Here is a 24,724-nt window from a genome sequence, read left to right on the forward strand (position 1 = left end):
ACTGGTGCCGTGAATCGAGCGACTCCGCAAGGCAATAGGTCGTCAACTGTTCTGGGACGCAGGCTCGGTAGTGAGCTGCTGCGCCTGCGAGACGCGTCCGGGAAAACGCAGCAGCAGGCTGCCCAGGTCATCAGCGCGACCAACTCGAAGATCGTGAAGATGGAGCGTGGATGGGTTCCCATGAGGGATCCGGACGTTCGAACCCTCTGCGAGTTCTACGGTCTCGAGGATGCGAAGCTCGTCGGTCGTCTGCTGGAGGTGGCCCGGCTGGACCGGGAACGCCGCAAGGCGAAGGGCTGGTGGAATCAGTACCCGGAGCTGCGTTCGCTGGTTGAGTACGTTGCGCTCGAAGACATCGCGACGACGGTCAGGACCTGGCAAGGGGCCTTCGTGCCGGGACTGCTTCAGACGCCGGACTACGCTCGGGCGCTTGCGGTCGGCAATGCGGACTGGGACGACCCGGACGAGATCGAGCGGTTCGTCGAAGCGAAGATCGCCCGACAGGCGCGCCTCACGGATGGAAGCCCGCTCATGCTGTGGGCGATCGTCGCCGAAGGTGCCCTGCGGCAATTGGTCGGTGGGCGCGATGTGATGCGTACGCAGTTGGCGCGTCTGTCGGAGGTGGCTGCCGAGCCAAATGTCACGGTGCAGGTTGTCCCTTTCCTCGCTGGCTCCCACCCAGGTATGACCAGCGCTTTTAGCGTCGTATCGTTTGGCGAACCCGGTGCGATGGACGTGGTCTACATGGACACCACGTCGTCTACGCTGTGGCTGGAGAGTGAGACGGACGCCGCGCGCCACAACGTCACGTTCGGTCGCATCGCCAGAAACGGACTCGCTCCCCGCGATTCCATCGCTCTTATCGGGCGTATTCGCAAGGAGTTGTAGCCGTGCCACACTTCGAGTTCGTCAAGTCCAGCTACAGCAGTGGCAATGGCGAGTGTGTCGAAGTAGCTTGCAATGTCCCTGACGTCATAGCCGTGCGCGACTCCAAACGAGTCGCCGGCCCCGTCCTCCTCCTAGCCCCCGCCGCGTGGGACGCCTTCCAGGCGGGACTGCGCCGGGCATAGGCGCCGGCCGGCACGGGGCCACCGACCCCGGAACTCCCGCGTAGCCGATCGGCCCCTCAATAGTCCACGGTCTCGGTCCACGGCCCCGGCAAGGTCGCCCGTACGCCGTCCAACGCCTCCCGGGTCAGCGCGCGGACGTACAACCACCCCAACTCCGACTCCTCGTCCGAGCGGTCCTCGTGCACCAGGACATCCGCGCCCGCGTACCAGCGGTCCGCGTTGTCCCGGCCGCCGGTGGACAGCAGCGGCGGTACGAGGGTGAGGGACTGCTCAAGGCGCGCGGCGTCGGGGGCCAGGCACTCGCGGCGCCACCCGCCCCAGTCGCCACACAGCGAGTTCTCCGACATCACCGTCTCCACGCACGCGGCGGAGAAGCGGTCGGCGAACGGCTCCCAGTCGTCGTACGCCTGCGAACTCCCGTCGATCAGCACGGGCGGGTCGGTCTCCGCGATCCGGTCGAGCGGCACGGCGATCCGGTACAGCCAGAACTTCTCCGCCTGCCAGATCAGAGCGGTGCCGTCCGCCTCCAGCTCCTCGGGTGGCAGGAGCGACCTCGATCCGCCCAGGAGATCGTGACGGCGTCCGAACCTGCCGTACAACTCCCGCATCGCCTGCGGCAGTCGCAGCCCGAGCCGCAGCTCCGCAGCGGCGAGCTCAGCCTCCGGGAATCCGTCATCCGGTCCGGCCGGCGCGCCGAGACGCGCGGCGAACCGCTCGACGAACCGCCAGGCCGCTGTGGGACCCGTGAGGGCCGCGGGAAGCTCTACGCGGAGATCGAAAGTCCCAGGCATCCGCACACCATAAGGGCTGTCCCCCAACTCGTCTTTGGCACGAGAGCGGTCGTCTGAGATCGGATTCTGGGTCCCAGAGGCACGGACCTCGGTTCACCCCTGTGACCGCACGACGCAGCAGCGGATGGCAGGGGCCGTCCTCCCGACAATGTGTCGATCAACCCGCCCCGGGAGATGAGCAGGACCCCTGTTATCGTGCGCCGATGTCAACGATCAAGCAGTTCCAAGTGACTTTCGACTGCGCGGAACCTGCGCGTCTCGCCGCCTTCTGGTGCGAGGTGCTGGGGTACGTCGTACCGCCGGTCCCGGAGGGCTTTGCCACGTGGGAGGAGTACCACCACTCGCTGCCGCCCGATGAGCAGGAGATCTACTTCGCGTGCACTGATCCCTCGGGTGCGGGGCCGCGCGTGCTCTTCCAGCTGGTTCCCGAAGGCAAGGTCGTCAAGAACCGGGTGCATCTCTGTGTGCGGGCCGGCGCCGGGCTCGTGGGTGACGAGCGCCTTGCCACGCTTGAGGCCGAATGCGCACGGCTGATGGCGCTCGGCGCGAAACACGTGCTGACGCAGCGCGCCGACGGCGTCAACGAGTCGTGCATCACGATGCAGGACATCGAGGGCAACGAGTTCTGCCTCGCCTGAGGCTGTCCAGGACGGTTCCGAAGCCGTGATCACACCTGAGTGGTGGATCATGGTTGCTTGCCCCCGAGGCGAATGGGTCTTCCGTTGCCTCCACGGGCCCTCCTGCACGTAAGGGCGAGGCCACTTGGCCGGCGTGGACCCTGGACGGCAGATCGAAAAATTCGGGGGGATGTCCCCCGGTCGATCCACCAGCCCGCCGGATGTTCCCCTGGCGCGCGGTCGGCGATCGTCGATTCCCTGACGCAGATCGCGTACGGGGAGAGGAAGATCTTGCGACACGGGATTTCCAAGGCGGCAACGGCACTCGTGACACTGGCCCTTGCCGGTGGGGCGGTGGTCCCCGCCGTCGCGGCACCACGGCCCGCCGTCGACGGTGTCTGGCGCGTGAACGGCTACGGCACCGTCCTGTCGATCGCGCACGGGCGGCTTCAGGAGTACCAGACCACCGCGCTGGGCTGCATCGAAGGCGAGTCCGCGCAGCAGACGGCACCGGGCGTGTACAGGTCCGGCGACGGGACGCTCCTCATCGTACGGGCGTCCGGGTCGTTGCAGCTGTCCGGTTCGGCCGGGTACCGGGAACTGCAGCGGCTCGGCAGGCTTCCGGCGGCGTGCAAGCAGCCAACGTCCACGGACGACCCGGTGACGACGTTCGACGTCTTCTGGCAGTCCTTCGAGGAGAACTACCCGTTCTTTGCCGCCAAGGGCATCGACTGGCATGCCGTACGCGACACGTACCGGCCGAAGGTGCACGCCGACACGACCAGGGACGAACTCTTCGCCGTCTTCAGCGAGATGGTGACGCCGCTGTACGACGCACATGTCACCGTCTTCGACGGCGAGCGGCGCTTCTCGCAGGTCCGTCCGGGTACAGCCGTGATCGGTGGGGATCTGGACACCAAGGTCAAGGACTACATCGTGCGGAGTGATCTCGACGGCGAGCCGCTGCGGGAGTTCGCGAACGGGCGGATCAGCTACGCGGATCTGCCCGGCGGGCAGGGTTATCTGCGGCTCTCCGGGTTCGCCGGGTACAGCAGCGAGGACGGGCACACGTACGCCGCAGAGCTGGCCGAGCTCGACAACGCGCTGGACGCCGTGTTCACCGCCGAGCGCACGGCCGGGCTCACCGGCCTCGTCATCGACCTGCGGATCAACGGAGGCGGCGCGGACGCCCTCGGCCTGCACCTCGCCGAGCGGCTGACCGACTCCGCGTACGTGGCCTACCGCAAGCGCACCCGGTACACCCGGCCGCAGGCCGTCCTCGTGGAGCCCGCGCGCGGCGTCCCCCGTTACGGCGGTCCGGTCGCCGTGCTGACGGCCGCGACCACGTTCAGCGCGGGTGAGACGTTCACCCAGGCCCTCATCGACCGGCCCGGCAGGACCGTCCGCATCGGGGAGAACACGCAGGGCGTCTTCTCCGACACCCTGGACCGCAAGCTGCCCAACGGCATGGCGGTCTGGCTCCCGAACGAGGAGTTCCTCACCCGCCGGGGACAGACCTTCGACGGCGCGGGCATCCCGCCCCACATCCGTACACCGGTCTTCACCGAGGAGGAGTTCGCGACGGACCGCGACTCGGCCTTCGACGCGGCGGTCGAGGCGCTGCGCGCCCAGGGCCTCTCGTTCGGATAGCGCCGGGCTCGCGGGGTTGCGGGTGGCCGGTCGTTCACCGATCCGCGGAAGTGAGGCCACCCGGGGGCCGGTCCGCCCCCACGGTGAGTTCGAGCAGCAGCCGGGTCGTTCCGACCGGGTCGATGGTCTGGTGCAGGTGCTCTCCGGGCAGGTGCGCGACCCGCCAGCCGCGTGCGCGTGCGTCGGCCGCCACTTCCTCGTACGGGGGGCCGAAGAGCAGGTACGAACACGGGTGGTCGTCCCAGCCCGCCGGAACCGGGATGTCCTGCTCGTAGTACGAGAGCGGCAGCCTCGGCTGTTCGGCGACGAGCTTCCGCCGCGTCGCCGGGTCGGAGAAGTGGGTGGTGGCTCCCGGGACGGCCCGTCTGCGCCTCCGCGGCAACCGGAGGTCCAGCAGGGGGCAGGCCCCGGAACGCAGTTTGTCCGGGGTCTGTCGCTGCGAGCTGCGGTCAGGTCATGCCGCTGTGGTGCCGACAGCAGCTGCGCTGGCGCGGGCGGGATGCCGCCATGTCGCACATCCGCCGTGCCCGGCCCATTGCTGCTCGCTGGTTGTGACTGCGAGATTCCGGAACGGGCTCGCCACTGAGCCGGGACATGTCATCAGAAGGAGCAGCGTGAGACGTAAGCGACTCCAACCACTCACTACGATCGGCGCAGCGGTCCTGGCCGCTGCGATCCTGATCACCGGCCAGCCGACGGTCGCCGCGGCAGCGACGGACGGTCCGGGGACGAGCGGCCCGCGGGTGCCGGTTGCGGATCCGTCGCAGGCGGCCGACGATCCGTATGAGCCGCCCACGGACGACAAGGGATTCCAGCCGCTGGACGCCACGGCGCCGGCCGGCAGGAGTTCGGAGAAGCTCGGCGCCCACGACACCCAGGTGCTGCAGCAGGCGCAGGCCACCGAGACCAAGACCGTCACGGTGATGCTGCTCGCCACGTCAGGCAACGCCAAGGAGGTGGCGGCGGCCGTCGCCAAGGCCGGCGGCACCGTGGGCAAGGTCCTGCCCGAGATCGGCTATGTGCGGGCCACCGTCCCGACGGGCAAGGTCCAGAGCCTGGCCGCGCTCCCTGTGGTGAAGGCCGTCGATCTGGACAAGACGTTCCGTGTGCCGAGCCCGGAACTCGGCAATGCGGTCAGTCCGGCCGGAGCCGGGGCGAGGGCTGCTCATCCGGCGGCGCCGAACGCGACCACGCCGGCCGACAATCCGTATATGCCGGTCAACGACATCGGTGCCGTCGACTTCGTTGCGGAGCATCAGAAGTGGGACGGGCGCGGGATCACCGTCGGGGTGCTCGACACCGGCGTCGACCTTGATCATCCGGCCCTGCAGAAGACCAGCGACGGGCGGCCGAAGGTGGTCGACTGGGTGACGGCCACCGATCCGGTGTCGGACGACGACGGAACCTGGGTCCGGATGAGCAAGGCGGTGACCGGTCCCCGGTTCAGTTACGCCGGAGCCGACTGGACGGCCCCGGAGGGTTCGTTCCAACTCGGGCTCTTCTACGAGATGACCACCACCCAGAGCGATTTCGGTGGCGATCTCAACAACAACGGGTCCACCGACGACAACTTCGGTGCGCTGTACGACCCGCAGACCCACCGCGTGTGGGTGGATGCCGACGGCGACCACGACTTCACCGATGCGCCGGCGATGCTGCCGTACGGCCGGCAGCGGCAGATCGGCCACTTCGGCGCCGAAGATCCGCAAACCGCTGTCACCGAGCGGATTCCCTACGTCGTGGACTACCGGGACAACGTCGACCTGTCGCCGCTGGGCGGCAGTAACGTCGGCAAGGTGGCCAACTACGTGAACATCGGGCTGCCGTCGGGGTCGCACGCCACCCATGTCGCGGGAATCACCGCCGGCACGTCGTTGCTCGGCGGCGCGATGCACGGTGTGGCTCCCGGCGCGCAGATCGTCTCGTCCCGGGCCTGCACCTGGGGCGGCGGTTGCACAGAGGCGGCGCTCACCGAAGGCATGATCGACCTGGTCGTCAATCGCGGCGTCGATGTGGTCAACCTGTCGATCGGCGGACTGCCGGCGCTCAACGACGGCTCCGACGTGATCTCCCAGCTGTACAACACGCTGACCAGCCGCTATGGCGTGCAGATCGTGGTGGCGGCCGGTAACGAGGGCGCGGGTACCAACACCGTCGGTGCCCCGGCGGTCTCGTCGTCGGTGCTGGCCGTCGCAGCGTCGGTGAGCAAGGAAACCTGGTGGGCCAACTACGGTTCCGCGGTCCATGCACGGCAGGGACTGTTCGGGTTCTCCTCCCACGGCCCGTCCGAGGACGGTGCGCTCGCACCCGCGGTCAGCGCCCCGGGATCGGCGATCTCCTCGATCCCCGGCTGGCTGGAAGGTGAGGCCGTGCCGGAAGCGGGCTACTCGCTGCCGGCCGGCTACGGCATGGCGAACGGAACCTCGATGGCGGCACCCCAGGTGGCCGGAGCCGCTGCCCTGTTGCTGTCGGCGGCGAAGTCCCGGAACGTCGAATCCGGTCCCACGGCGCTGCGCGCGGTGCTGACCGGAACGGCGACCCACATCGACGGAGTGCCGACCACCGCCCAGGGCACCGGACTGGTCGACATCCCGGCCGCCTGGAAGCAGCTCTCGAAGGGCGTGAACGTCGACAACTATGACGTCTCCGCCCCGGTGTGCTCGGCGTTGTCAGGCAATCTGGCCACCCCGGACACCGGCGCCGGGATCTACAACCGGTGCCTGCCCTGGAAGGGTGGGCAGCAGGTCGCGACCGGCAAGACCTACCCGGTGACGGTGACCAGGACCGGCGGGAAGGCCGGGAACACCAGCAGCCGGATCGGCTGGATCGGCAATGACGGCACGTTCCGGGCGCCGAAGACCCTCTCGACGCCGCGCGACACCTCGAACACCGTGACGGTGACCGCCATTCCGGCGACCACCGGGGTGCACAGCGCGATCATGACGATCGACGATCCGGCGACGGCGGGCATCGACCGGTTCGTGGCGGTCACCGTGCTGGCGGCGGGCCAGCTGCGCGGCCCGGCCTATCAGGTCAGCAAGGCAGGAAACGTCGACCGCGCCCAGGCGACGTCGTTCCTGGTTGCGGTGCCGGAGGGCGTCGAAGCCCTGCAGCTGAACCTTGGAGGACTGGCCAAGGGCAGCCAGCTGCGAGTCCTGCCCATCGGTCCCGATGGGGTGCCGGCGGACTCCAACGCCAGCAATCACTGCTACACCGGATACGACGATCCGTCCGGATGCGATCCGCGATCCAGGGCCGTGCTGCGGCCCAAGGTGGGCGTCTGGGAGTTCGTCGTGGAAGCCCGACGGACCTCCCAGGCCGCCAAGAACCCTTTCACCGCATCGGTTTCGTTGCAGGGAATGTCGTTCGCCCCGGACGTGACGACCTTGCCGTCGGCCACGGTGCATCAGAAGGAATCGGTCGAGTTCACCGGGACGAACACCTGGGGTGCGGCGAAGCTCAAGGCCACCGACGGTGAGCTCGGGTTCGTCCGGAACCTGTTCTCCACCGTCGACAACGGACAGGTCACGGCGAACCGGGTCGACGTGCCGCGGCAGTCGACGCGACTGGACGTGACGTTGACCCCACGTGCCGACGACGCCGATCTCGACATGTACATCGTCGGTGCCCGCGGCATCGCAGCCACCAGCATGAACATCGGCCCGGGCGTGGAGCGCCTCGTCATGGACGATCCGGCACCCGGCACCTACTACGTGGTGGTGACCGGCGCCCACGTCGTGTCCGGCCCGGTGACCTTCGACTATCACGAGGAGATGTTCTCCCGCGGCATCGGGACCATCACGGCACGCTCGGACAAGGCGTCGCGGCTCGAGCCGGGACAGTCGATGCCGGTGGCAGCCGACATCGACCTGAGCGCGGTCACCCAGACGAGCGAGCCGGTGATCGGCCGGGTCCGGGTGGCCAACGCGGACGGCACCGTCGTCGGCGCGGCGAAGGTCAGGATCAACAACGTTGTCGCGCCGAAGCTGGCGGCGGTGAAGTGGGAGAAGCCCTTCGTCGGCGCCAAGCTCACCAACAGCGGCGTCGTCGCAGGTGATCGGCAGTTCAACGCCAACATGACGCCGACAACCTGGACCAAGGAGACGGGGTTCACCGACCTGGCCCTGGGGAGCGCGAAGTACGGCTCGGCACTGGACATGAACGAGCTCCGGGAATCGGCCGGGGTGCTCAGTTACAGCGAGGGAGGCACCCGGCCGGCCGCGTGGGCGGCCGACGGGAGTGTGACGGATCTCGGGCTGCCGGACGGGCGGGAAAAGGCCTACGACGGCGGGTACGCCACCGGCGTCAGCGACAACGGGACCGTCGTAGGGTTCGCGAGCCTTCAGTACCGGGAGAACAACCAGGGACACACCTACGTGGACCCGTTCAGCTGGACCAGAAGCGGCGGATACACGAAGCTGGCCCATCTGTCGGACAACACCGCGGAGACCCAGCCGAGAGCGATCAACGCCCAAGGCACCGCGGTCGGGTCGTCGCTCACCACTGAGTGGCAGTCGCGGGCCGTCACCTGGAAGACCTCAACCGGGAAGATCACCGATCTCGGCACCCTTCCCGGGCAGTCCAACTCGGTCGCCCTGGGCGTCAACGCGACCGGCTCGGTGGTCGGCGCCAGCGGGGACGACGCGTTCGTCTGGACGCCGGAAGCCGGAATGAAGCGCCTGCCGGACTACGGGTTCAACGCCGAGGCGGAGAAGATCACCACCGACGGCTGGATCCTCGGCACCGTGGAACTGCAGCCCGACTACGAGGTTTCGGCGATGTGGGATCCGCAGGGCCGGCTCTGGGACCTGTCGGCGATGATCCCCGGGGACGACTGGTTCCTGCCGACCTACAGCTTCGGCATCAACGAGAAGCACGATCTGATGCTCTACGGCGAAGGCGGGCCCGCCGGATCCTCGTCGAGCACTGTCCTGCTGCACATCCCGGAGCAGATCTCCTAGCAGCTCCTGCGTACCGACCGCGACCGTGGCCGGCCTGAGGCGACTCAGAGCCAGCCGCGGTCGCGTGCGTACCAGCCGAGCAGGATCCGCGAGTCGGTGCCCGCCAGATCCATCAGATGCCGCACCCGGCGCTGTACGGTCCGCAGGCTGACGCCGAGCCGGGCCGCCACCGCCGTGTCGGTGTATCCGGCGAGCAACAAGGTCAGCACCTCCCGGTCCATCGGATCGCCCAGGTCGTCCGCCGACGCCGGATACGGCTCGACCCGCCGGCCCGGTGCCTCGCGCAGCTGGACCGAGCGCTCCCACAACGACTCGAACAGTGTCGTCAGGGATGTGAGCAGACCGCCGGGCCGCACCACCGCCACCACGTCGTGGGCCGGGCCGCCGTCGTCGAGTTGCACCAGGGCCAAGGAGTCGTCGGCGATCAGCAGTTTGCTCGGCAGCATCTCGGCCAGCCGGATTTGCTGGCCGCGGTCCAGGGACGCCAGCAAGTCCTTCTCGGTCTCCGGTTCGTCGAGCAACGACCGCTCGATGATCACCCGTTCGACCAGCCCGCGGTCCGCCAGCTCCTTCTCCTGCTCCGTCTCGGCGACACCGACCACCGCGAACGGCGGCTTGGCGAACATCCGCAGCTGCTGCTCCGTGGAACGCATCAGGTGATTGACCCAGCCGCCGATGTTCGGCCGCCCGCGGACCACCTCAAGACCGCGGAACTCGTCCTGGCTGCGGATCGACCGATGCAGATCGGCGAGTTCGTCCAGCGCCGAGCGAGCCATCCTGGCCTCACGTTCGCTGTGGGCGACCAGGTCGCCGAGTGCGAACAACGGGGAGACAGCGGTCAACGTGCCGCCGCTCTTGCCGACCAGGCCACGGGCGACGAGTGCCTCGACAGAGGCCGCAACACCGTCCATGGTCATTCCGGTCGCCAGGACGAGCCCATCCGGCCGGATCGCCGGCTGAGCGACAATCGACCGGTACACAGACTCCATGGCCTCCGTGAGACCGACGCCGGACAACGACCCCAGCGGTACCGGTCCCGGTCCCAGGGGGATCTGCGCGGCGGAGTCGGCACCCATGGTGCTTGACTGTATCCCCGAACCGGCGGACTGCGTCGGCGTCGCACCAGCGATCGCCGTCGGTGTAACGCAGCTTCTGTGCAAGCTCTGAGGCAGGTCGAGGCCGGAGGCCTGTCCGGCGATCTCACCGGACAGGCCCCGCTCCGGAGGAGCGCTCAGCGCTTCAGCATGAAGGTGACGTCGCCGGAGAGCTTGCCGCTCAGCCGGGCTGCCGATATGAGGTTCCCCTCCGTGAGGAGCCTCTCGGCCTCGGCCCGCGACAGACCGCACCCGTCAGCGATCAGGCGCAACGGCCGGACGGGGCGGCGCGCCAGCGGCGTGCAGGGGCGCTGTTCCACCGGATTTCCGCGCCGGTGGGCCCACCGGTGGCGGTCAAGCTGCCCAGGGTTACGGGTGTGTCCCAGAGGGCGGTGGCCGCGAACAGGTGCGGAACGGTGAGGGGAGCCGCCGTCCCGGCAAGCCGGAGGCGGGCTCCGGCGCTGTGTGTCCGATGGGGGTGGGCATTTTGGCGGGCTGTGTATGTAACAGGGATGTATTAGCCGGAGGTTGGGAGGAACGCACCGCAGGGCCGGGCAGCTCTTGGTGATCAGAAACGCTCGCTTGTACTCGACCCGTACCGAGCGGCCGGCCTGTCACCGATGCTGAGGAAGAAAACGATGCGCGCTCACAAGCTCACCTTCGCCGCCCTGGTCGTTGCCGCCGGCCTCTCGCTCACCGCCTGCCAGAACGACGACGACGGTGCGGCGGCGAGTGACCCTTCGTCCGCCTCCTCGGCCTCCGCCGCATCCTCCTCGGGAGGCGGTTCGGGCTCGGGCGGTTCGGATCAGGACGGCGGGAAGGAATCCGCCGGCACCGGCTCCGACGGCAAGGGCACGGCAGCCCCCGCCGACTCCGGCTCCGGTGACAGCGGCACGGCCCCCAAGTGCACCACTGACGGGCTGGAGATCACGGCGCAGGACGGCTTCATCGACGGCGACCCCGATGGCAGCGTCGTGGTGGCGCTGACGAACGGCAGCGGCGCCGACTGCGTGATCTCCGGGTTCGCGGGCGTCGACCTGAAGACCAACGCGGGGGACATCTCCGCCACGCGCAAGGGCGAGCCCGGTGACCCGTACATCCTCAAGAACGGGAAGGAGATCGACTTCTACGTCAGCTACCCGCTCAATGAATCGGGTGGCTCCGGCGTCCGCATCACGGGGCTGGTGGTGACCCCGCCGAACGAGACGAAGTCGGTCACCCTCGACTGGCCGGGCAACAGCTCGCTGCCCGTCACGGACGGTTCCGGCTCCCAGGTGCTGGTGGGTCCGATCGGAAGTGCCGGGCAGGGCGGCTGACCCGGCGGTTCGGGCGCGGTCGGGAGGCAAGCCCCAGGCCGCTCCGCCGGGGTAGCCCCCGGGGCCGCCCTGACGACAGCGCCTCCCTGCGACGGGGGCGGGCAGGATGGGCCGGCCGCCTCTGGCCTGGTGGGATGGGCGCGTCCCTCGGATCCGGGCGCAGAAGGGCCGCGGGCCGAGGGCGGAAACGGGGTCCCTCATGCAGGTGTTACGAACGCGTCGGCGACGACTGCTCGTCCTGACCGCTCTCCTTTTCGCCGCATCGGGCGGGCCGACAGCGGTGGCAGACCCGCACCACGCCGATCCGCTCCAGCGGCGGGTGGACGCGGTCCATGACACCGGGGTGGTCGGTGTGTCCGCCGAGGTGACATCGCCGGGCACGCGGGCGGTCGCGCGGGCCGGAGTGGCCGAGAGCGGCACCAGGAGGCCGATGCCTCCGGGCGGAAGGTTCCGGATCGGCAGCGCCACCAAGACGTTCACCGCCACTGTCGTGCTGCAACTCGTAGGCGAGGGGCGCATGTCCCTGGAGGACACCGTCGAGCGCTGGCTGCCGGGAGTGGTCGGGGGCGGCGGCCCCGACGGCAGTTCCGTCACCGTGCGGCAGCTGTTGCAGCACACCAGTGGGATCCCCGAAGTCCTGCCGGAGATCGCCGCGTTGAACAGCGCCGACGGGTATCGGGCCGAGCGGTTCCGCACCTACACCCCGGAGGAGTTGGCGATGCGGCGCTCGGAGGATGTGCCGACCGAAGCCGCATGGTCGTACTCCAACACCAACTACATTCTCGCCGCGATGATCATCCGCGAGGTGACCGGCCGGAGCTGGGACCGGGAGGTGGAGGACCGGATCATCCGACCGCTGGGACTGAGCGGTACCAGTACGCCCGGCACCTCGCCCTTCATTCCCGGCCCCTACGCCCGGGCCTACACCGCGTTCGGCACCGGCACCGGTGCCGGCATCGACGTCACGGCGCTCAACACGAGCATGGCCGTCGGATCCGGCGCGGTGATCAGCACCACGCACGATCTGAGCCGGTTCTACACCGCACTGATCGGCGGGCGTCTGCTGGAACCGGCGGAGCTGGACGAGATGACGGCCACGGTGCCCGCACCCGAGATGGGTGTCAGGTACGGACTCGGGCTGGGCGAGATCCCGTTGCCCTGCGGCGGCAGCTACTTCGGTCACCCGGGCGAACTGCTCGGCTATCGCACCTGGGCCGGCATCACCCGGGACGGGTCCAGGACAGCCGTGGTGTACGCCACGAGCGACGGCGGCCCGGACACGCAGCAGGCGATGAGGACTCTCGTGGAGCAGGAACTGTGCGGGGCCGCCCCTGGAAAGGGGCCGGCTAAGGGGCAGTGACGTCCCACGCCGCCTCGATCATCTCGAAGATCTCGTCCACCGCGGCGTCCGGATCGGGCGCCGCGCGGGCCAGCGAGTGGGCGTCGATCGCGAACCTGGCGATCGTCCGGCAGGCCGTCGTGCTCTGTGACAGGCCGGGATCGGCGGCGATGGCCATGGCCAGGGTCTCCGCGTGGCGCAGCCTCATCGACTCCTCGAACTCCCGCAGGGCGGGCGAGGCGTCGATCATGCGCCAGATCGGGGTGCCGCCGTTGGCCGTGCAATGGCGCACCAGGGCGCGGATCTCGTGGCGCAGCGCGGGGATGAGCGGCTCGTCCGGCGCCCGGCCGGTGACCGCCTGTGTGAGGCGTTGCTCGAAGTCTTCGTCCTGCTCGAACACCAGGGCCTCTTTGGAGGCGAAGTGGGAGAAGAGCGTGGTGACGGCCACGTCCGCCTCGGCGGCCACGTCACGGATGCCCACGGCGTCGTACCCGCGTTCCAGGAAGAGCCGCTGGGCGGTTTCGGCGATCTTCTGGCGGGTCGCGGCCTTCTTGCGCTCACGGCGTCCGGACGGGTCGGTCATGAGCTCACGCTATCAGCGACAAAAAAGTAACCGATACGAAAAGCTAACCGTTAGTGTTACGGTCGCCGGTATGAAGAGAGTGAGCTTCGCCGAGTTCGGCGGTCCCGAAGTGCTGCAACTCCTCGACGCCGAGGAGCCCCATGCGGGCCCCGGCCGGATACGCATCGCCGTGAGGGCGGCAGGGGTGAACCCCGTCGACTGGAGGGTCCGTGAGGGCCAGGTCCTGGGGGCGCATCCGATCGAGCTGCCCGCAGGGGTCGGGCTGGACGCCGCCGGGGTGGTGGACGAGGTCGGTGAGGGGGTCGAAGGGGTGGAGATCGGTGACCCCGTGTTCGGCGAAGGCTCCTGCACCTATGCCGAGTTCGCCGTGCTGACGGCGTGGGCGGCCATGCCCGGGGGGCTGACGTTCGAGGAGGCCGCCGGGTATCCCTCCGTGGTGGAGACCGCGTTGCGCATCATCCGCGAGGTCGGTGTGGGGCCGGGGCAGACGCTGCTGGTCAGCGGTGCGTCCGGAGGGGTCGGATCGGCGGTGGTGCAGATCGCCCGAGACCGCGGCATCACGGTGATCGGTACGGGCGGGGCCGCGAACCAGGACTACCTGCGTGGCCTGGGTGCCCTCGCCACGACGTACGGCGAGGGCTGGGTCGAGCGGGTGCGCCGGCTCGGCCCGGTCCACGCGGCGCTCGACGTGGCCGGCTCGGGCGTGATCCGGGAGCTCGTGGACCTGACCGGGGACCCGCACAAGGTGATCTCCATCGCCGATCTCGCCGCCCCGGAACTCGGCGTCCGGTTCTCCGGCGTGGCCGGGAGCGTGCCGGACGCGCTCGCGGAGGCGGCCGGCCTCATCGCGCGGGGGAAGCTCCACATCCCGGTCGAGAGGGCCTATCCGCTCGCCGACGCGGCGGCCGCCCATGTGGACAGTCAGGCCGGCCACACCCGCGGGCGCAGGGTCCTGGTCGTCTGAGCCGGTCTCCGCGCAAGGTGCACGGCCCGGCGGGCCGGGACCGGGGGCGGCGGGTCCCGGTCCCGGCCCGCCGGGTGATCCGCAGAGGTGAGCCGGTGCGGCCGGTGGCGACTTCGGCGCCTCCGCGGATCGCGCGTCAGGCATTCTGCGGCGTCCGCGTGGACCCTTCGGCCGCCGGTTCACCGAGCGCCCCTTCGGAACGGCGCGGTTCCCGGCTGTCGCGTCCGGGCTGCCGGAGGCCGATGACGACGCCCGCGGTGACGAGCAGCGCCCCGATGACGTCGGCGGGGCCCACCCCGCCGAGGCCGAGCGCGACGGTGGTGAGCAGGGCGCCCACGGGTACGAGGCCGGCGAAGAGGCCCGCACGGTCGGCACCGAGGCGGCGCAGCGCGTCGTACCAGAGGAAGAACGCGGCCGCGGTGACGATCGCGCCGAGGTAGGTGAAGGCGGCGGCCTCACCGAGCGCGGGCAGCCGCAGGGCGTCCGTCCCTTCCAGGGCGAGGCTTGCGGCCGACAGCAGGGGCACGGACAGAGCGGCGGGGTAGGCGGCGACCCGCAGGGGGCCGATTCTGGGCAGCAGCGGGATGGCGAGCAGGGAGAAGGCCACCTCGCAGACGAGCGCGCCCAGGGACAGCAGGAGACCCTGCGGGCTGCCCGAGCCGAGTCCGGCGGCGACGGCCGCGCCGAACGCGACCACGAGCGCGGCGCCGACGGTGCGCGGGGCCGGGCGGCGGCGTTCCGTCAAGGGTCCGACGAGGGCGAGGACGAGGGGCACGGCTCCGACCACGGTGCCGATCATCGCGGGGCCGGCATGCCGGGTGGCTGCGACGAGGAAGAGATTGAACCCGGCCAGGCCGGTGGCGGCCAGTGCGGCCAGGAGTACGAGGTCACGTGCCGTCAGACGGACGCGGGGCAGGCGCTGGTGGCGTACGACGGCGAGCAGGATCGTCGCGGCGAGCGCGTAGCGCAGGGCCTGTCCTGCTAAGACCGGATATCCGGCGATGGTGGCGGAGACGGCTGTCGAGGTACCGACGAGCAGCATGGCCGAGGCAGCGCCGGCGGAGGCGGATCTCATGCGGCGTGCTTCCGCTGCGCCGGGGCGGCGGCCGGCGGGGCGGCAAGGACCTTGCGGGTGACGCGTTCGGCGATGGCGGCGACCAGGGTCCGAGGGCGGCGGGGCGTCAGATGGGCTCCGAGGGCGTTGCCGAATCCGGGGGCGACATAACCGCGGTCGCGGTCCAGCGCGCGCAGGGCGGCGCGTACGACAGGCTCCGGGGTGGTCATGGAGCCGGTGACGGCCGCCTTGCGGGTGCCGATGGTCTCGAAGAAGGCGGTCTCGACGGGACCGGGGCACAAGGTCAGCACGCGGATGCCGCGCCGGCGGTACTCCTGACGCAGGGCGAGGCCGAAGTTGAGGACGAAGGCCTTGGACGCGCCGTAGACGGCGAAGTACGGGGACGGCTGGAAGGCGGCGTTGGACGCGACGTTGACGACCGCGCCGCTGCCGCGCTCCAGCATGCCGGGCAGCAGCAGGTGGGTGAGGTCGACGAGGGCGACGACGTTGACCATGAGCTGGTCGTGGTCGCGGGTCCAGGCGATGTCCTCGAAGTGGCCGCAGGTGCCGAAGCCGGCGTTGTTGACCAGCAGATCGACGCTCAGGCCGCGTTCCGTCAGCTCGTCGGCGATGCGATGGGCCGCGTCCGGCTCGGCGAGGTCCCGGACCAGTACATGGGCGCGGATGCCGTGCTCGGCGGTGAGCCGCTCGGCGAGCGCGGCGAGCCGGTCGCCGGACCGCGCCACCAGGATCACGTCGCGCCCCTGGGCGGCGAGCTGCTCGGCGAACTCCGCGCCGAGTCCGGACGATGCTCCGGTGATGAGGGCGGTGCTGTGCATGAGTTCCTCCTTCGATCGATGGCAACTGGGACGTGACAGTACTAGCAATCCGCAGAACTGCAACAGTGATGATGCAAATAAGATCGTGATTGCATCCACGCTGTACTGTGTTTCAGGACAAGTGGCCGAGTGGGAGGCGTAATGGGCGAGATGCCGGCACGACCGTTGCGGGCGGACGCGGAGCGCAGTGTGCGCGCGGTCCTGGAGGCGGCGGAGCGGGTGCTCGCAGAAGACCCGGGCGCGTCCATGGAGCAGATCGCCGCGGCCGCGGGAGTGGCCCGGACGACGATCCACCGGCGGTTCGCCAATCGGCAGTCGCTGATCGAGGCGCTGGCGTTGTCCGCGGCCCGCCAGCTCGCCCAGGCGGTGGACGACGGCAGGCCGGACACCGCGCCGCCACTGGTGGCGATGCACCGGATCACGGCCAATGTGCTTCAGGTCAAGGGCGCTTGGGCGTTCGCCCTGGGGCTGCCGGCGGATCCGGACAGCGAGGCCGCCGTCCTCCAGCAGGAGATCGACCGCCGCTGCGTCGCGGTGCTGCGGCGGGCCCAGGCGGAGAAGGTCATCGACGCGGCGGCCGACCTGGAGTGGGTGCGCCGGGTCTACTACGCGCTCATCGGGGAGTCCCTGCACGGCAAAGCGGACGGCTCGGACGCGGATGGCGCGGACCCGGACGTGCTCGCCGCCCGCATCATCGACACCTTGCTGCACGGTGCGGGGCCGCGCGCCTGAACCCGGTGTTCACCGGCCGGAGCCGGGCAAGCGAGGTGGGCGGCCGGGGGTCTTCGCGGGACGGCCCGGCGGCGGGTGAACGCGAAGTGCCCGGCGCATGCGAGGCCGCACGCGCCGGGCACCTTCGTACCGTAGGGCTACTTCTTGAAGCCGTAGTCCATGAGCTTCTTCGCGTCCGACGTGCGGGTCGCCTCCGAGGTGGAGGTCAGGACCGTACCGATGACGGTCTTGCCGTTACGGGTCGCGGCGAAGACCAGGCAGTACTTGGCCACGGCGCCCGAGCCGGTCTTCACGCCGATCGCGCCGCTGTAGGTGCCCAGCAGCTTGTTCGTGTTGGTCCACGACATGTAGCGGTAGCCGCCGGTCTTCGTCGTGACCTTCTGCTTCGTCGACTTCGTCTTCACGACCGTGCGGAACGTGGAGTACTTCATCGCGCTGCTTGCGATCTTCGTCAGGTCCTTCGGGGTCGAGTAGTTGGACCCGTTCCCTATGCCGTCGAAGGAGTCGAAGTGCGTGTTCTTCAGGCCGAGGGTCTTGGCCGTGCTGTTCATCTTGCCGATGAACGACTTCACCCGGGCCGCGCGCGTGGTGCCCGAGCCGAACTTGTCGGCCAGGGCGTACGCGGCGTCGCAGCCGGACGGCAGCATCAGGCCGTACAGCAGCTGACGGACCGTGACCTTGTCGCCCACGATGAGGCGGGCCGAGGACGCGCCCTTCGAGACGATGTAGTCGCTGTACGCCTTCTGGATCGTGACCTTGGAGTCCAGGTTGAGGCCCTTCGTGGCCAGCACCACCCGGGCGGTCATGATCTTCGTGGTGGAGCCGGTGGAGCGACGGGTGTCCGCGGCCTTGCTGAACAGGGACTTCCCGGTGCCGTTGTTCATCACGTAGCCGCCCTTGGCGACGAGCGTGGGAGTCGGCGGAGTGGCGGCCTGTGCCGTGGAGGCGAACGCGCCGCCCGCGATGACGGCACCTGCGGTGAGGGCCACCGTCGCGGTGGCGGATGCGTGCCTTATGCGCTGAATGCCGAGTTTCAAGTTAAATGCTCCAAATGCCCCTGGAATGCGGCCACATAGAGGTGCCGCGCGCTGATGAGACTTATGGGGCCGATAAATGGTTGTGGCGCCTGAGGGGTGATTTCTTACGACTTCCGGGGGCTCGAATTCCGGATGCGCACAGGGGTGCGAGCGTCCGCATCGTGGAATGAGTCCCTCGATGCGTGCATGTTGTATCTATGCTGTGTCCATGCCTGCCCCAGCCCCGTCCCCCGTCCGCCCGCCCGTGAAGCAGCCCCCCGCCGCCGAGCGCGTCTACACCCACATCAAGGACGCGGTTCTGGACCGCCGTTACGAGGGCGGGACGCTGCTGACCGAGGGTGATCTCGCTGAGGCCGTGGGGGTTTCCCGTACGCCCGTGCGCGAGGCGCTGCTGCGGCTGGAGGTCGAGGGGCTCATCAAGCTCTACCCGAAGAAGGGCGCCCTGGTGCTCGCCGTCTCCGCCCAGGAGATCGCCGACGTCGTGGAGACCCGGCTGCTGGTGGAGGAGTTCGCCGTGCGCAGGGCCGTGCCCGCGTCGGCGAAGCTGATCGCCCGCCTGGAGGAGCTCCTGGAGGAGCAGCGGCAGATGTCCGATGCCGGCGATCTGGCCGCCGTCTCCGTGAAGGACCGCTGCTTCCACGCCGAGATCGTCCGCCACGCGGGCAACGAGATCCTGTCCCGCCTCTACGACCAGCTGCGGGACCGTCAGCTGCGGATGGGCGTCGCCGTCATGGAGGCCCACCCGGGCAGGATCGCCGCCAACATCGCCGAGCACGGTGAGCTGCTTGAGGCGATCAGAGCCGGTGACGCGGACGGTGCCGCGCAGGTCGTCCGCCGCCATGTCAGCCGGGTCAAGGTGCTGGTCCGGGGTGAGGACCGGTGAGCTCCGCCGCCGCCCCCACCCTGTCCCTGCCCGGTGACCCGCCCGGCGGCCGGCGTGCCGCCCGGGTCTGGGGCATCGGTGTCGCCGTCTACTTCGTCGCGATCATCTTCCGCACCAGCCTGGGCGTCGCCGGCCTCGACGCCGCCGACCGCTTCGACGTCAACGCCTCGGCGCTCTCCACCTTCTCCATCCTCCAGCTGCTCGTCTACGCGGGCATGCAGATACCCGTCGGCCTGATGGTCGACCGGCTCGGCACCAAGAAGGTCCTCGCCCTCGGGGCCGTCCTGTTCACCCTCGGGCAGCTCGGCTTCGCGCTCTCCCCCTCGTACGGCACCGCGCTGGCCTCCCGCGCCCTGCTCGGCTGCGGCGACGCGATGACGTTCATCAGCGTGCTGCGGCTGGGGGCGCGCTGGTTCCCGGCCCGGCGCGGTCCGCTGATCGGGCAGGTCGCAGCCCTCTTCGGCATGGCGGGCAACCTCGTCTCCACGCTGGTCATCGCCCGGTCCCTGCACGGTCTGGGCTGGACCACCACGTTCGTCGGCAGCTCGCTGGCCGGAGTCGTGGTGCTGGTGCTGCTTCTGCTCTTCCTCAAGGACCACCCCGAGGGCTTCGAGCCGCCGCCCACGGAACACGCCGGCGCGACGTACGTGCGCAAGCAGATCGCCGCCGCCTGGCGGGAGCCCGGCACCCGGCTCGGGATGTGGGTGCACTTCACGACGCAGTTCCCGGCCATGGTGTTCCTGCTGCTGTGGGGCATGCCGTTCCTGGTGGAGGACCAGGGGCTGAGCCGGGGGACCGCGGGGGAGCTGCTCACCCTGGTGGTGCTCTCCAACATGGCCGTCGGCCTCGTCTACGGGCAGGTCATCGCCCGCCACCACGCGGCCCGGATTCCGCTCGCACTGGGGACGGTCGCGATGACGGCCCTGCTGTGGGCGTCGGCCATCCTCCACCCCGGGGACCACGCGCCGATGTGGCTGCTGATTACCCTGTGCGTGGTGCTCGGCGCCTGCGGGCCCGCCTCGATGATCGGCTTCGACTTCGCCCGCCCGGCCAACCCGCCGGAGCGCCAGGGCACCGCGTCCGGCATCGTCAACATGGGCGGCTTCGTCGCCTCCATGACCACGCTGTTCGCCGTCGGTGTGCTGCTCGACGCGACCGGTGACAACTACCGCATCGCGTTCGCCTCGGTCTTCGTCCTGGAGACGCTCGGTGTCGTGCAGATCCTGCGGCTGCGGCTGAAGGCCGCGCACCGGGAGCGGGAACACCATGTGATCAGCCGCGTGGAGGCCGTGCACGTGCCCGTGTGACTCCGGAAACGGCGGTGCGCCCGTCCCCCCAGCGGGGCGGGCGCACCGACTGCCGTGGCTACGGGGTGACGGCGAAGTTCTGCAGGATGGCGGCAGCCAGGTCCTGATCGCCCTCGGCCTTGATCCGGTCCGCCACCGCGCTCGCCCGCACCCGCCCGCAGGCCAGCCGGACGTACGTCTCCCAGTCCATCGCCAGCGTCACCGCGGGGCCCAGCGACGGTGCGCCGTCCACCGAACCGCGGCCCTCCGCGTCGACCCTGACCGTGCGCAGGAACTCCACCGGCCCGTGCACGTCCAGCACGATCGCGGAATTGGGCGGTGCGCCCGCGTCCTTGGCCACGACCTTCGGCAGCGCCAGGAGCAGCGTGTCCCGGACGATCGCGGCGCCGGGGGAATCCAGGTTGCCGGGCTTGCCCAGCGTCGTGCGCAGGTCCTGCTCGTGCACCCAGACGTCGAAGGCGCGCATCCGCAGCGCCAGTTCGAGGGTCTGCTCGGTGCCGAGGGGCGCCCGTGTCATGGTCTCCGGGTCACGCGTCTCGTTGCGCAGCTGACGGGACCGGCGGATGATGGTGTACTCCAGCTCGGAGGTCATCTCCGGTGCGGTGTGGTGGCGCCGCACGTCGACCTGCATCTCCATGTAGCGGGCGAAGTCGCTCTGCACATGGAAGAGATCACGCGGAAGTGTGTGGATGGGGCGCGGATCGCCGAGCTGCTCGGACTCCATGCCGATGATGTGGGAGACGATGTCGCGCACCGACCAGTTGGGGCATGGCGTACGGCCGTTCCACTCCCCCTCGGTGAGCGGGCTCACCAGCTCGGCTATCGACTCGATGGAGTGGGTCCAGGCGTCGGCGTAGGTCTGGAGGCTGGGATGGACGGTCACGGGACCCCTCGTGCGGTTCTGCGGTGCATGGGCTGGAGAACTGGGCTCGGAAGGCGGGCTGCGGGCTGCCGGGCGGTGAGGTTCGGTCGTTTGGACCGACCGGAAATCGGGGGGCGGCGTCGCGGGGCTGGGTGCGCGCATCTGCGGCGGTGTCGTCAATCACCATGGCTCCGCCATGCCTCAATCCTCCGCCTTGCAGCTGCACGCACCCAGCCTCGCTCCTTCTCCCGCGCCCCGATTCCCGGTCGGTCCAAGCTACGCTGCGAGCAGGCACCCCGGCAGTGCTTTCGTGTGACGATCGTAGGCCCGTGTTGACGGCTCGAATGCCAGGACGGTGGTAGTGTGCGCGCCTCCCTCATCCAGATCTCAGTAGACCCGGACGAATCCGTCAATTCCCGCAGGGAACGCGCGGCTTCACTCGTCGCGGCCCAGCAGGGCGCGGATCTGGTGGTGCTGCCCGAGCTCTGGCCGGTCGGGGCCTTCGCCTACACGGCGTTCGAGGACGAGGCCGAACCGCTGCGCGGCCCCACGCACGAGGTGATGGCCAAGGCCGCCGCCGACGCCGGGGTCTGGCTGCACGCGGGCTCCTTCGTCGAACGGGCCGACGACGGCACGCTCTACAACACCACGCTCGTCTTCACGCCCGAGGGCGAGCGGGCGGCCGCCTACCGCAAGGTCCACCGTTTCGGCTTCGACAAGGGCGAGGCGGTCATGATGGGCGCCGGCGACGAGCTGGTGACGCTCGCCCTGCCGCAGACCACGCTCGGCCTCGCCACCTGCTACGACCTGCGCTTCCCCGAGATGTTCCGCGGTCTCGTCGACGCCGGCGCCGAGACCCTCGTCGTCGTGGCCGGCTGGCCCGAGCGCCGCCGCGCCCACTGGACGCTGCTCACCCAGGCCCGGGCCGTCGAGAACCAGGCCTACGTCCTGGCCGTCGGCTCCGTCGGCACCCACGCGGGGATCCAGCAGGCCGGGCACAGCATCGTCATCGATCCCTGGGGTGAGGTGCTCGCCGAGGCGGGCGCGGACGAGGAGGTGCTGACCGTGGAGTTCGATCCGGCCAAGGTCGCCACCACCCGGGAGCAGTTCCCCGTGCTCAAGGACCGCCGGCTGGGGCTCGCCCCGCCGACGGGCCTGGTGTAGGCCGCGTCCGTCCGGTCCGAGCGCGAGCTGCGCAGGCCAGGCCGCGCGTCGCACCGGCCCCTGTTTCACGTGAAACAGGGGCCGCCCCCTCAGTCCTCGTGCTCCTTCTCCGCGAGCACGATCACGCACACCGCCACCGCGATCAGCAGCCCCGCGTCGGCGTCCTCGCGCACGATGTCGATCCCGTACGTGTCCCGGACGGTGAGCCAGCGGCGCGAGATCTGGGCCAGCAGCTCCCCGTCGTAGTCCACCGCGAACTCGCGGTCCAGGATCTTGCCGCTGACATCGAGCTCGGTCCCGTCCGCCAGCGTCACCCGGTAGTGGTTGCGCAGCAGTGACAGCCGTTTCCGCTTGACCTTGGCGAGCTGCTCGCCGTCCCGCTCGATGAGCATCGTGTCGCGCAGGCTGAGCAGCTTCTGCTTGATCTCGACGATGATCCGGCCCTGCGCGTCCTTCAGCTCGAAGGTGTCGCGCACCCGCATGGCCTTGCCGTCGACGAGGAAGGCCTTGCGGCCGTCCGCGTCCTCGATCCAGTAGTCGTCGCCGATGCCGAACAGTCGCTCACGTACGAGAAGTCTCATGACTCACAGGTTCCCCCCGCCCTCCGCGGAATGCGTGGACGCCACGGTGATGTTGACTGTTCTCATGGCAACACGAGCGCGCGTCAGGGCCCCCGAACTGATCGGCAAGGGCGGCTGGCTCAATACAGGCGACCGGCAGTACACCCTCGCTGACCTGCGAGGACGAATTGTGATCTTGGACTTTTGGACGTTCTGCTGTGTGAACTGTCTGCATGTCCTCGATGAGCTGCGCGAGCTGGAGGAGAAGCACCGGGACACCGTGGTGATCATCGGCGTGCACTCGCCGAAGTTCGTCCACGAGGCGGAGCACCAGGCCGTCGTCGACGCCGTCGAGCGGTACGAGGTCCACCACCCGGTGCTCGACGACCCGGAGCTCGCCACCTGGAAGCAGTACGCCGTGCGCGCCTGGCCGACGCTCGTCGTCGTCGACCCCGAGGGATACATCGTCGCCCAGCACGCGGGCGAGGGGCACGCCCACGCCATCGAGAAGCTGGTCGAGGAGCTGGAGGCCGAGCACGCGGCGAAGGGCACCCTGCGCCGCGGCGACGGGCCCTATGTGGCGCCCGAGCCGGTGGCCACGCATCTGCGGTTCCCCGGAAAGGCCCTGCTGCTCGCCGACGGCGGCTTCCTGGTCTCCGACACCACCCGCCACCGCCTGGTCGAGCTGGACGCGGACGGCGAGACCGTCCGCCGCCACTTCGGGTCCGGTGAGCGGGGGCTCGTGGACGGCGGGCCCGACGACGTCAGGTTCAGCGAGCCGCAGGGGCTGGCGCTGCTGCCCGACGGGCGGATCGCCGTCGCCGACACGGTCAACCACGCGATCCGTGCCCTCGACCTCACGACCGGACTGACGACCACCCTCGCCGGTACCGGCCGCCAGTGGTGGCAGGGGGCGCCCACCAGCGGTGCGGGCCATGAGGTCGACCTCTCCTCGCCGTGGGACGTCGCCTGGTTCGACGGCCGGCTGTGGATCGCCATGGCGGGCGTGCACCAGCTGTGGACGTACGACCCCGAGGGCGGCACCGTACGGGTCGCGGCCGGCACCACGAACGAAGGCCTGGTCGACGGTCCGGGTGCGGAGGCCTGGTTCGCCCAGCCGTCCGGGCTCGCGGCGACGGAGGACCGGCTGTGGGTCGCCGACTCGGAGACGTCCGCACTGCGCTACGTCGACCGGGAGGGCGCCGTGCACACCGCCGTCGGCACCGGGCTCTTCGACTTCGGCCACCGCGACGGGGCCGCCGCGCAGGCCCTGCTCCAGCACCCGCTGGGCGTCACCGCGCTGCCGGACGGATCCGTCGCCGTCTGCGACACGTACAACCACGCTCTGCGCCGCTACGACCCGGCGAGCGGTGAGGTCACCACGCTGGCCACGGACCTGCGCGAGCCCAGCGACGCCGTGCTGGCCGACGGCGATCTCGTGGTCGTCGAGTCCGCCCGGCACCGGCTGACCCGACTGCGGCTGCCCGAGGAAGCGGTACGCGTCGCGGACCAGGCGCACCGCACCCAGCGCGCGGCGACCGCGATCGCCCCGGGCACCCTCCGGCTCGACGTCGTCTTCCAGGCGCCGGCCGGTCAGAAGCTGGACACCCGCTACGGGCCCTCGACCCGGCTGCTGGTCTCCTCGACCCCGCCGGAACTGCTGGCCGGGGGCGAAGGGGCGGGCACCGATCTCTTCCGCGACCTCGTCCTCGCCGACGGCGTCACCGAGGGCGTCCTGCACGTCTCGGCGATGGCCGCGTCCTGCGACGACGACCCGGCGAACGAGTACCCGGCCTGCCACGTCCACCAGCAGGACTGGGGCGTCCCCGTCAGCGTGACCGCCGAGGGGACCTCGCGGCTGCCGCTGGTGCTCGCGGGCATGGACGAGCAGGGCTGAACGC

The 24,724-nt window shown here is 69.9% G+C and carries 23 protein-coding genes; 13 read left to right on the forward strand and 10 right to left on the reverse strand.

The window, feature by feature from the left end; genetic code table 11:
* The first annotated feature begins 9 nt into the window (after positions 1–9).
* Together ACIOEW_RS15185 and ACIOEW_RS15190 are read left to right on the forward strand one after the other, a co-directional pair.
* Positions 10–888, forward strand: coding sequence for a helix-turn-helix transcriptional regulator (locus ACIOEW_RS15185; protein ID WP_362539815.1), 879 nt, complete (start codon positions 10–12; stop codon positions 886–888).
* A 2-nt stretch (positions 889–890) separates the two neighbouring features.
* Positions 891–1,070, forward strand: coding sequence for a DUF397 domain-containing protein (locus ACIOEW_RS15190; RefSeq protein ID WP_362539812.1), 180 nt, complete (start codon positions 891–893; stop codon positions 1,068–1,070).
* 56 nt (positions 1,071–1,126) lie between these two features.
* Here ACIOEW_RS15190 and ACIOEW_RS15195 read toward each other — a convergent pair whose 3' ends face one another.
* On the reverse strand, positions 1,127–1,861 hold the full coding sequence (locus ACIOEW_RS15195; protein WP_401964176.1) for a hypothetical protein: 735 nt from the start codon (positions 1,859–1,861) through the stop codon (positions 1,127–1,129).
* Between the two features lie 203 nt (positions 1,862–2,064).
* Here ACIOEW_RS15195 and ACIOEW_RS15200 point away from each other — a divergent pair, with 203 nt between their 5' ends.
* Both ACIOEW_RS15200 and ACIOEW_RS15205 read left to right on the forward strand, forming a co-directional pair.
* Positions 2,065–2,499 carry a VOC family protein gene (locus ACIOEW_RS15200; protein ID WP_362539808.1) on the forward strand — a complete coding sequence of 145 codons (435 nt, stop codon included), beginning with the start codon at positions 2,065–2,067 and terminating at the stop codon, positions 2,497–2,499.
* Positions 2,500–2,769: 270 nt separating this feature from the next.
* A complete protein-coding gene (locus ACIOEW_RS15205) occupies positions 2,770–4,128 on the forward strand; it encodes a S41 family peptidase (RefSeq protein ID WP_401964178.1) in 1,359 nt (452 codons plus the stop codon).
* A gap of 34 nt (positions 4,129–4,162) precedes the next feature.
* Here the strand turns inward: ACIOEW_RS15205 and ACIOEW_RS15210 are convergent, their stop codons facing one another.
* On the reverse strand, positions 4,163–4,510 hold the full coding sequence (locus ACIOEW_RS15210; RefSeq protein WP_401964180.1) for a hypothetical protein: 348 nt from the start codon (positions 4,508–4,510) through the stop codon (positions 4,163–4,165).
* Positions 4,511–4,742: 232 nt separating this feature from the next.
* Between ACIOEW_RS15210 and ACIOEW_RS15215 the strand changes: the two genes are divergently transcribed.
* On the forward strand, positions 4,743–9,089 hold the full coding sequence (locus tag ACIOEW_RS15215) for a S8 family serine peptidase (RefSeq protein ID WP_401964181.1): 4,347 nt from the start codon (positions 4,743–4,745) through the stop codon (positions 9,087–9,089).
* A gap of 44 nt (positions 9,090–9,133) precedes the next feature.
* Here the strand turns inward: ACIOEW_RS15215 and ACIOEW_RS15220 are convergent, their stop codons facing one another.
* Together ACIOEW_RS15220 and ACIOEW_RS15225 are read right to left on the reverse strand one after the other, a co-directional pair.
* Positions 9,134–10,165 (reverse strand): helix-turn-helix domain-containing protein, encoded by a 1,032-nt coding sequence (locus tag ACIOEW_RS15220; protein ID WP_401964182.1) that lies wholly within the window; start codon positions 10,163–10,165, stop codon positions 9,134–9,136.
* Between the two features lie 155 nt (positions 10,166–10,320).
* Entirely contained in the window at positions 10,321–10,503 is a 183-nt protein-coding gene (locus tag ACIOEW_RS15225; protein WP_401964472.1) for a hypothetical protein, read from the reverse strand.
* Positions 10,504–10,821: 318 nt separating this feature from the next.
* On the opposite strand from ACIOEW_RS15225, the gene ACIOEW_RS15230 reads away from it, so the two are divergent.
* Together ACIOEW_RS15230 and ACIOEW_RS15235 are read left to right on the forward strand one after the other, a co-directional pair.
* Positions 10,822–11,499, forward strand: a complete 678-nt coding sequence (locus ACIOEW_RS15230; RefSeq protein WP_401964184.1) for a DUF4232 domain-containing protein — start codon at positions 10,822–10,824, stop codon at positions 11,497–11,499.
* Between the two features lie 199 nt (positions 11,500–11,698).
* Positions 11,699–12,859 (forward strand): serine hydrolase domain-containing protein, encoded by a 1,161-nt coding sequence (locus tag ACIOEW_RS15235; RefSeq protein WP_401964185.1) that lies wholly within the window; start codon positions 11,699–11,701, stop codon positions 12,857–12,859.
* Here the strand turns inward: ACIOEW_RS15235 and ACIOEW_RS15240 are convergent.
* Complete coding sequence (locus ACIOEW_RS15240; protein ID WP_362539790.1) at positions 12,846–13,421, reverse strand: helix-turn-helix domain-containing protein; 576 nt, start codon at positions 13,419–13,421, stop codon at positions 12,846–12,848. The two genes, ACIOEW_RS15235 and ACIOEW_RS15240, sit on opposite strands and share 14 nt — an antisense overlap.
* A gap of 70 nt (positions 13,422–13,491) precedes the next feature.
* Between ACIOEW_RS15240 and ACIOEW_RS15245 the strand changes: the two genes are divergently transcribed.
* The gene (locus ACIOEW_RS15245; RefSeq protein ID WP_401964186.1) at positions 13,492–14,385 is read left to right on the forward strand and encodes an NADP-dependent oxidoreductase; all 894 of its coding nucleotides are present in this window, start codon (positions 13,492–13,494) and stop codon (positions 14,383–14,385) included.
* Positions 14,386–14,521: 136 nt separating this feature from the next.
* Here the strand turns inward: ACIOEW_RS15245 and ACIOEW_RS15250 are convergent, their stop codons facing one another.
* Both ACIOEW_RS15250 and ACIOEW_RS15255 read right to left on the reverse strand, forming a co-directional pair.
* Positions 14,522–15,460 carry a DMT family transporter gene (locus ACIOEW_RS15250; RefSeq protein ID WP_401964187.1) on the reverse strand — a complete coding sequence of 313 codons (939 nt, stop codon included), beginning with the start codon at positions 15,458–15,460 and terminating at the stop codon, positions 14,522–14,524.
* On the reverse strand, positions 15,457–16,278 hold the full coding sequence (locus ACIOEW_RS15255; protein WP_401964188.1) for an SDR family NAD(P)-dependent oxidoreductase: 822 nt from the start codon (positions 16,276–16,278) through the stop codon (positions 15,457–15,459). The genes ACIOEW_RS15250 and ACIOEW_RS15255 overlap by 4 nt, the downstream gene beginning before the upstream one ends.
* 141 nt (positions 16,279–16,419) lie before the next feature.
* On the opposite strand from ACIOEW_RS15255, the gene ACIOEW_RS15260 reads away from it, so the two are divergent.
* Positions 16,420–17,010, forward strand: coding sequence for a TetR/AcrR family transcriptional regulator (locus ACIOEW_RS15260; RefSeq protein ID WP_401964190.1), 591 nt, complete (start codon positions 16,420–16,422; stop codon positions 17,008–17,010).
* Positions 17,011–17,147: 137 nt separating this feature from the next.
* On the opposite strand, the gene ACIOEW_RS15265 is transcribed toward ACIOEW_RS15260, so the two are convergent.
* Positions 17,148–18,047 carry a D-alanyl-D-alanine carboxypeptidase gene (locus tag ACIOEW_RS15265; protein ID WP_362539776.1) on the reverse strand — a complete coding sequence of 300 codons (900 nt, stop codon included), beginning with the start codon at positions 18,045–18,047 and terminating at the stop codon, positions 17,148–17,150.
* 208 nt (positions 18,048–18,255) lie between these two features.
* Between ACIOEW_RS15265 and ACIOEW_RS15270 the strand changes: the two genes are divergently transcribed.
* On the forward strand, positions 18,256–18,930 hold the full coding sequence (locus ACIOEW_RS15270) for a GntR family transcriptional regulator (protein ID WP_362539773.1): 675 nt from the start codon (positions 18,256–18,258) through the stop codon (positions 18,928–18,930).
* Entirely contained in the window at positions 18,927–20,237 is a 1,311-nt protein-coding gene (locus ACIOEW_RS15275) for an MFS transporter (RefSeq protein WP_362539770.1), read from the forward strand. Before ACIOEW_RS15270 ends, ACIOEW_RS15275 begins: the two co-directional genes overlap by 4 nt.
* Before the next feature lie 58 nt (positions 20,238–20,295).
* Here the strand turns inward: ACIOEW_RS15275 and ACIOEW_RS15280 are convergent, their stop codons facing one another.
* Complete coding sequence (locus ACIOEW_RS15280) at positions 20,296–21,120, reverse strand: maleylpyruvate isomerase family mycothiol-dependent enzyme (RefSeq protein ID WP_362539767.1); 825 nt, start codon at positions 21,118–21,120, stop codon at positions 20,296–20,298.
* A gap of 342 nt (positions 21,121–21,462) precedes the next feature.
* Here ACIOEW_RS15280 and ACIOEW_RS15285 point away from each other — a divergent pair, with 342 nt between their 5' ends.
* Positions 21,463–22,263 carry a carbon-nitrogen family hydrolase gene (locus tag ACIOEW_RS15285; RefSeq protein WP_362539764.1) on the forward strand — a complete coding sequence of 267 codons (801 nt, stop codon included), beginning with the start codon at positions 21,463–21,465 and terminating at the stop codon, positions 22,261–22,263.
* Positions 22,264–22,352: 89 nt separating this feature from the next.
* Here ACIOEW_RS15285 and ACIOEW_RS15290 read toward each other — a convergent pair whose 3' ends face one another.
* Positions 22,353–22,844: an LURP-one-related/scramblase family protein gene (locus tag ACIOEW_RS15290; RefSeq protein WP_401964191.1), complete on the reverse strand. Its 492-nt coding sequence runs from the start codon at positions 22,842–22,844 to the stop codon at positions 22,353–22,355.
* A 64-nt stretch (positions 22,845–22,908) separates the two neighbouring features.
* Between ACIOEW_RS15290 and ACIOEW_RS15295 the strand changes: the two genes are divergently transcribed.
* Positions 22,909–24,720, forward strand: coding sequence for an NHL domain-containing thioredoxin family protein (locus ACIOEW_RS15295; RefSeq protein ID WP_401964193.1), 1,812 nt, complete (start codon positions 22,909–22,911; stop codon positions 24,718–24,720).
* The last annotated feature ends 4 nt before the right edge of the window (positions 24,721–24,724 follow it).

The sequence above is a fragment of the Streptomyces sp. NPDC087901 genome (genome assembly GCF_044742205.1).
In the GTDB taxonomy this organism is placed as follows: domain Bacteria; phylum Actinomycetota; class Actinomycetes; order Streptomycetales; family Streptomycetaceae; genus Streptomyces.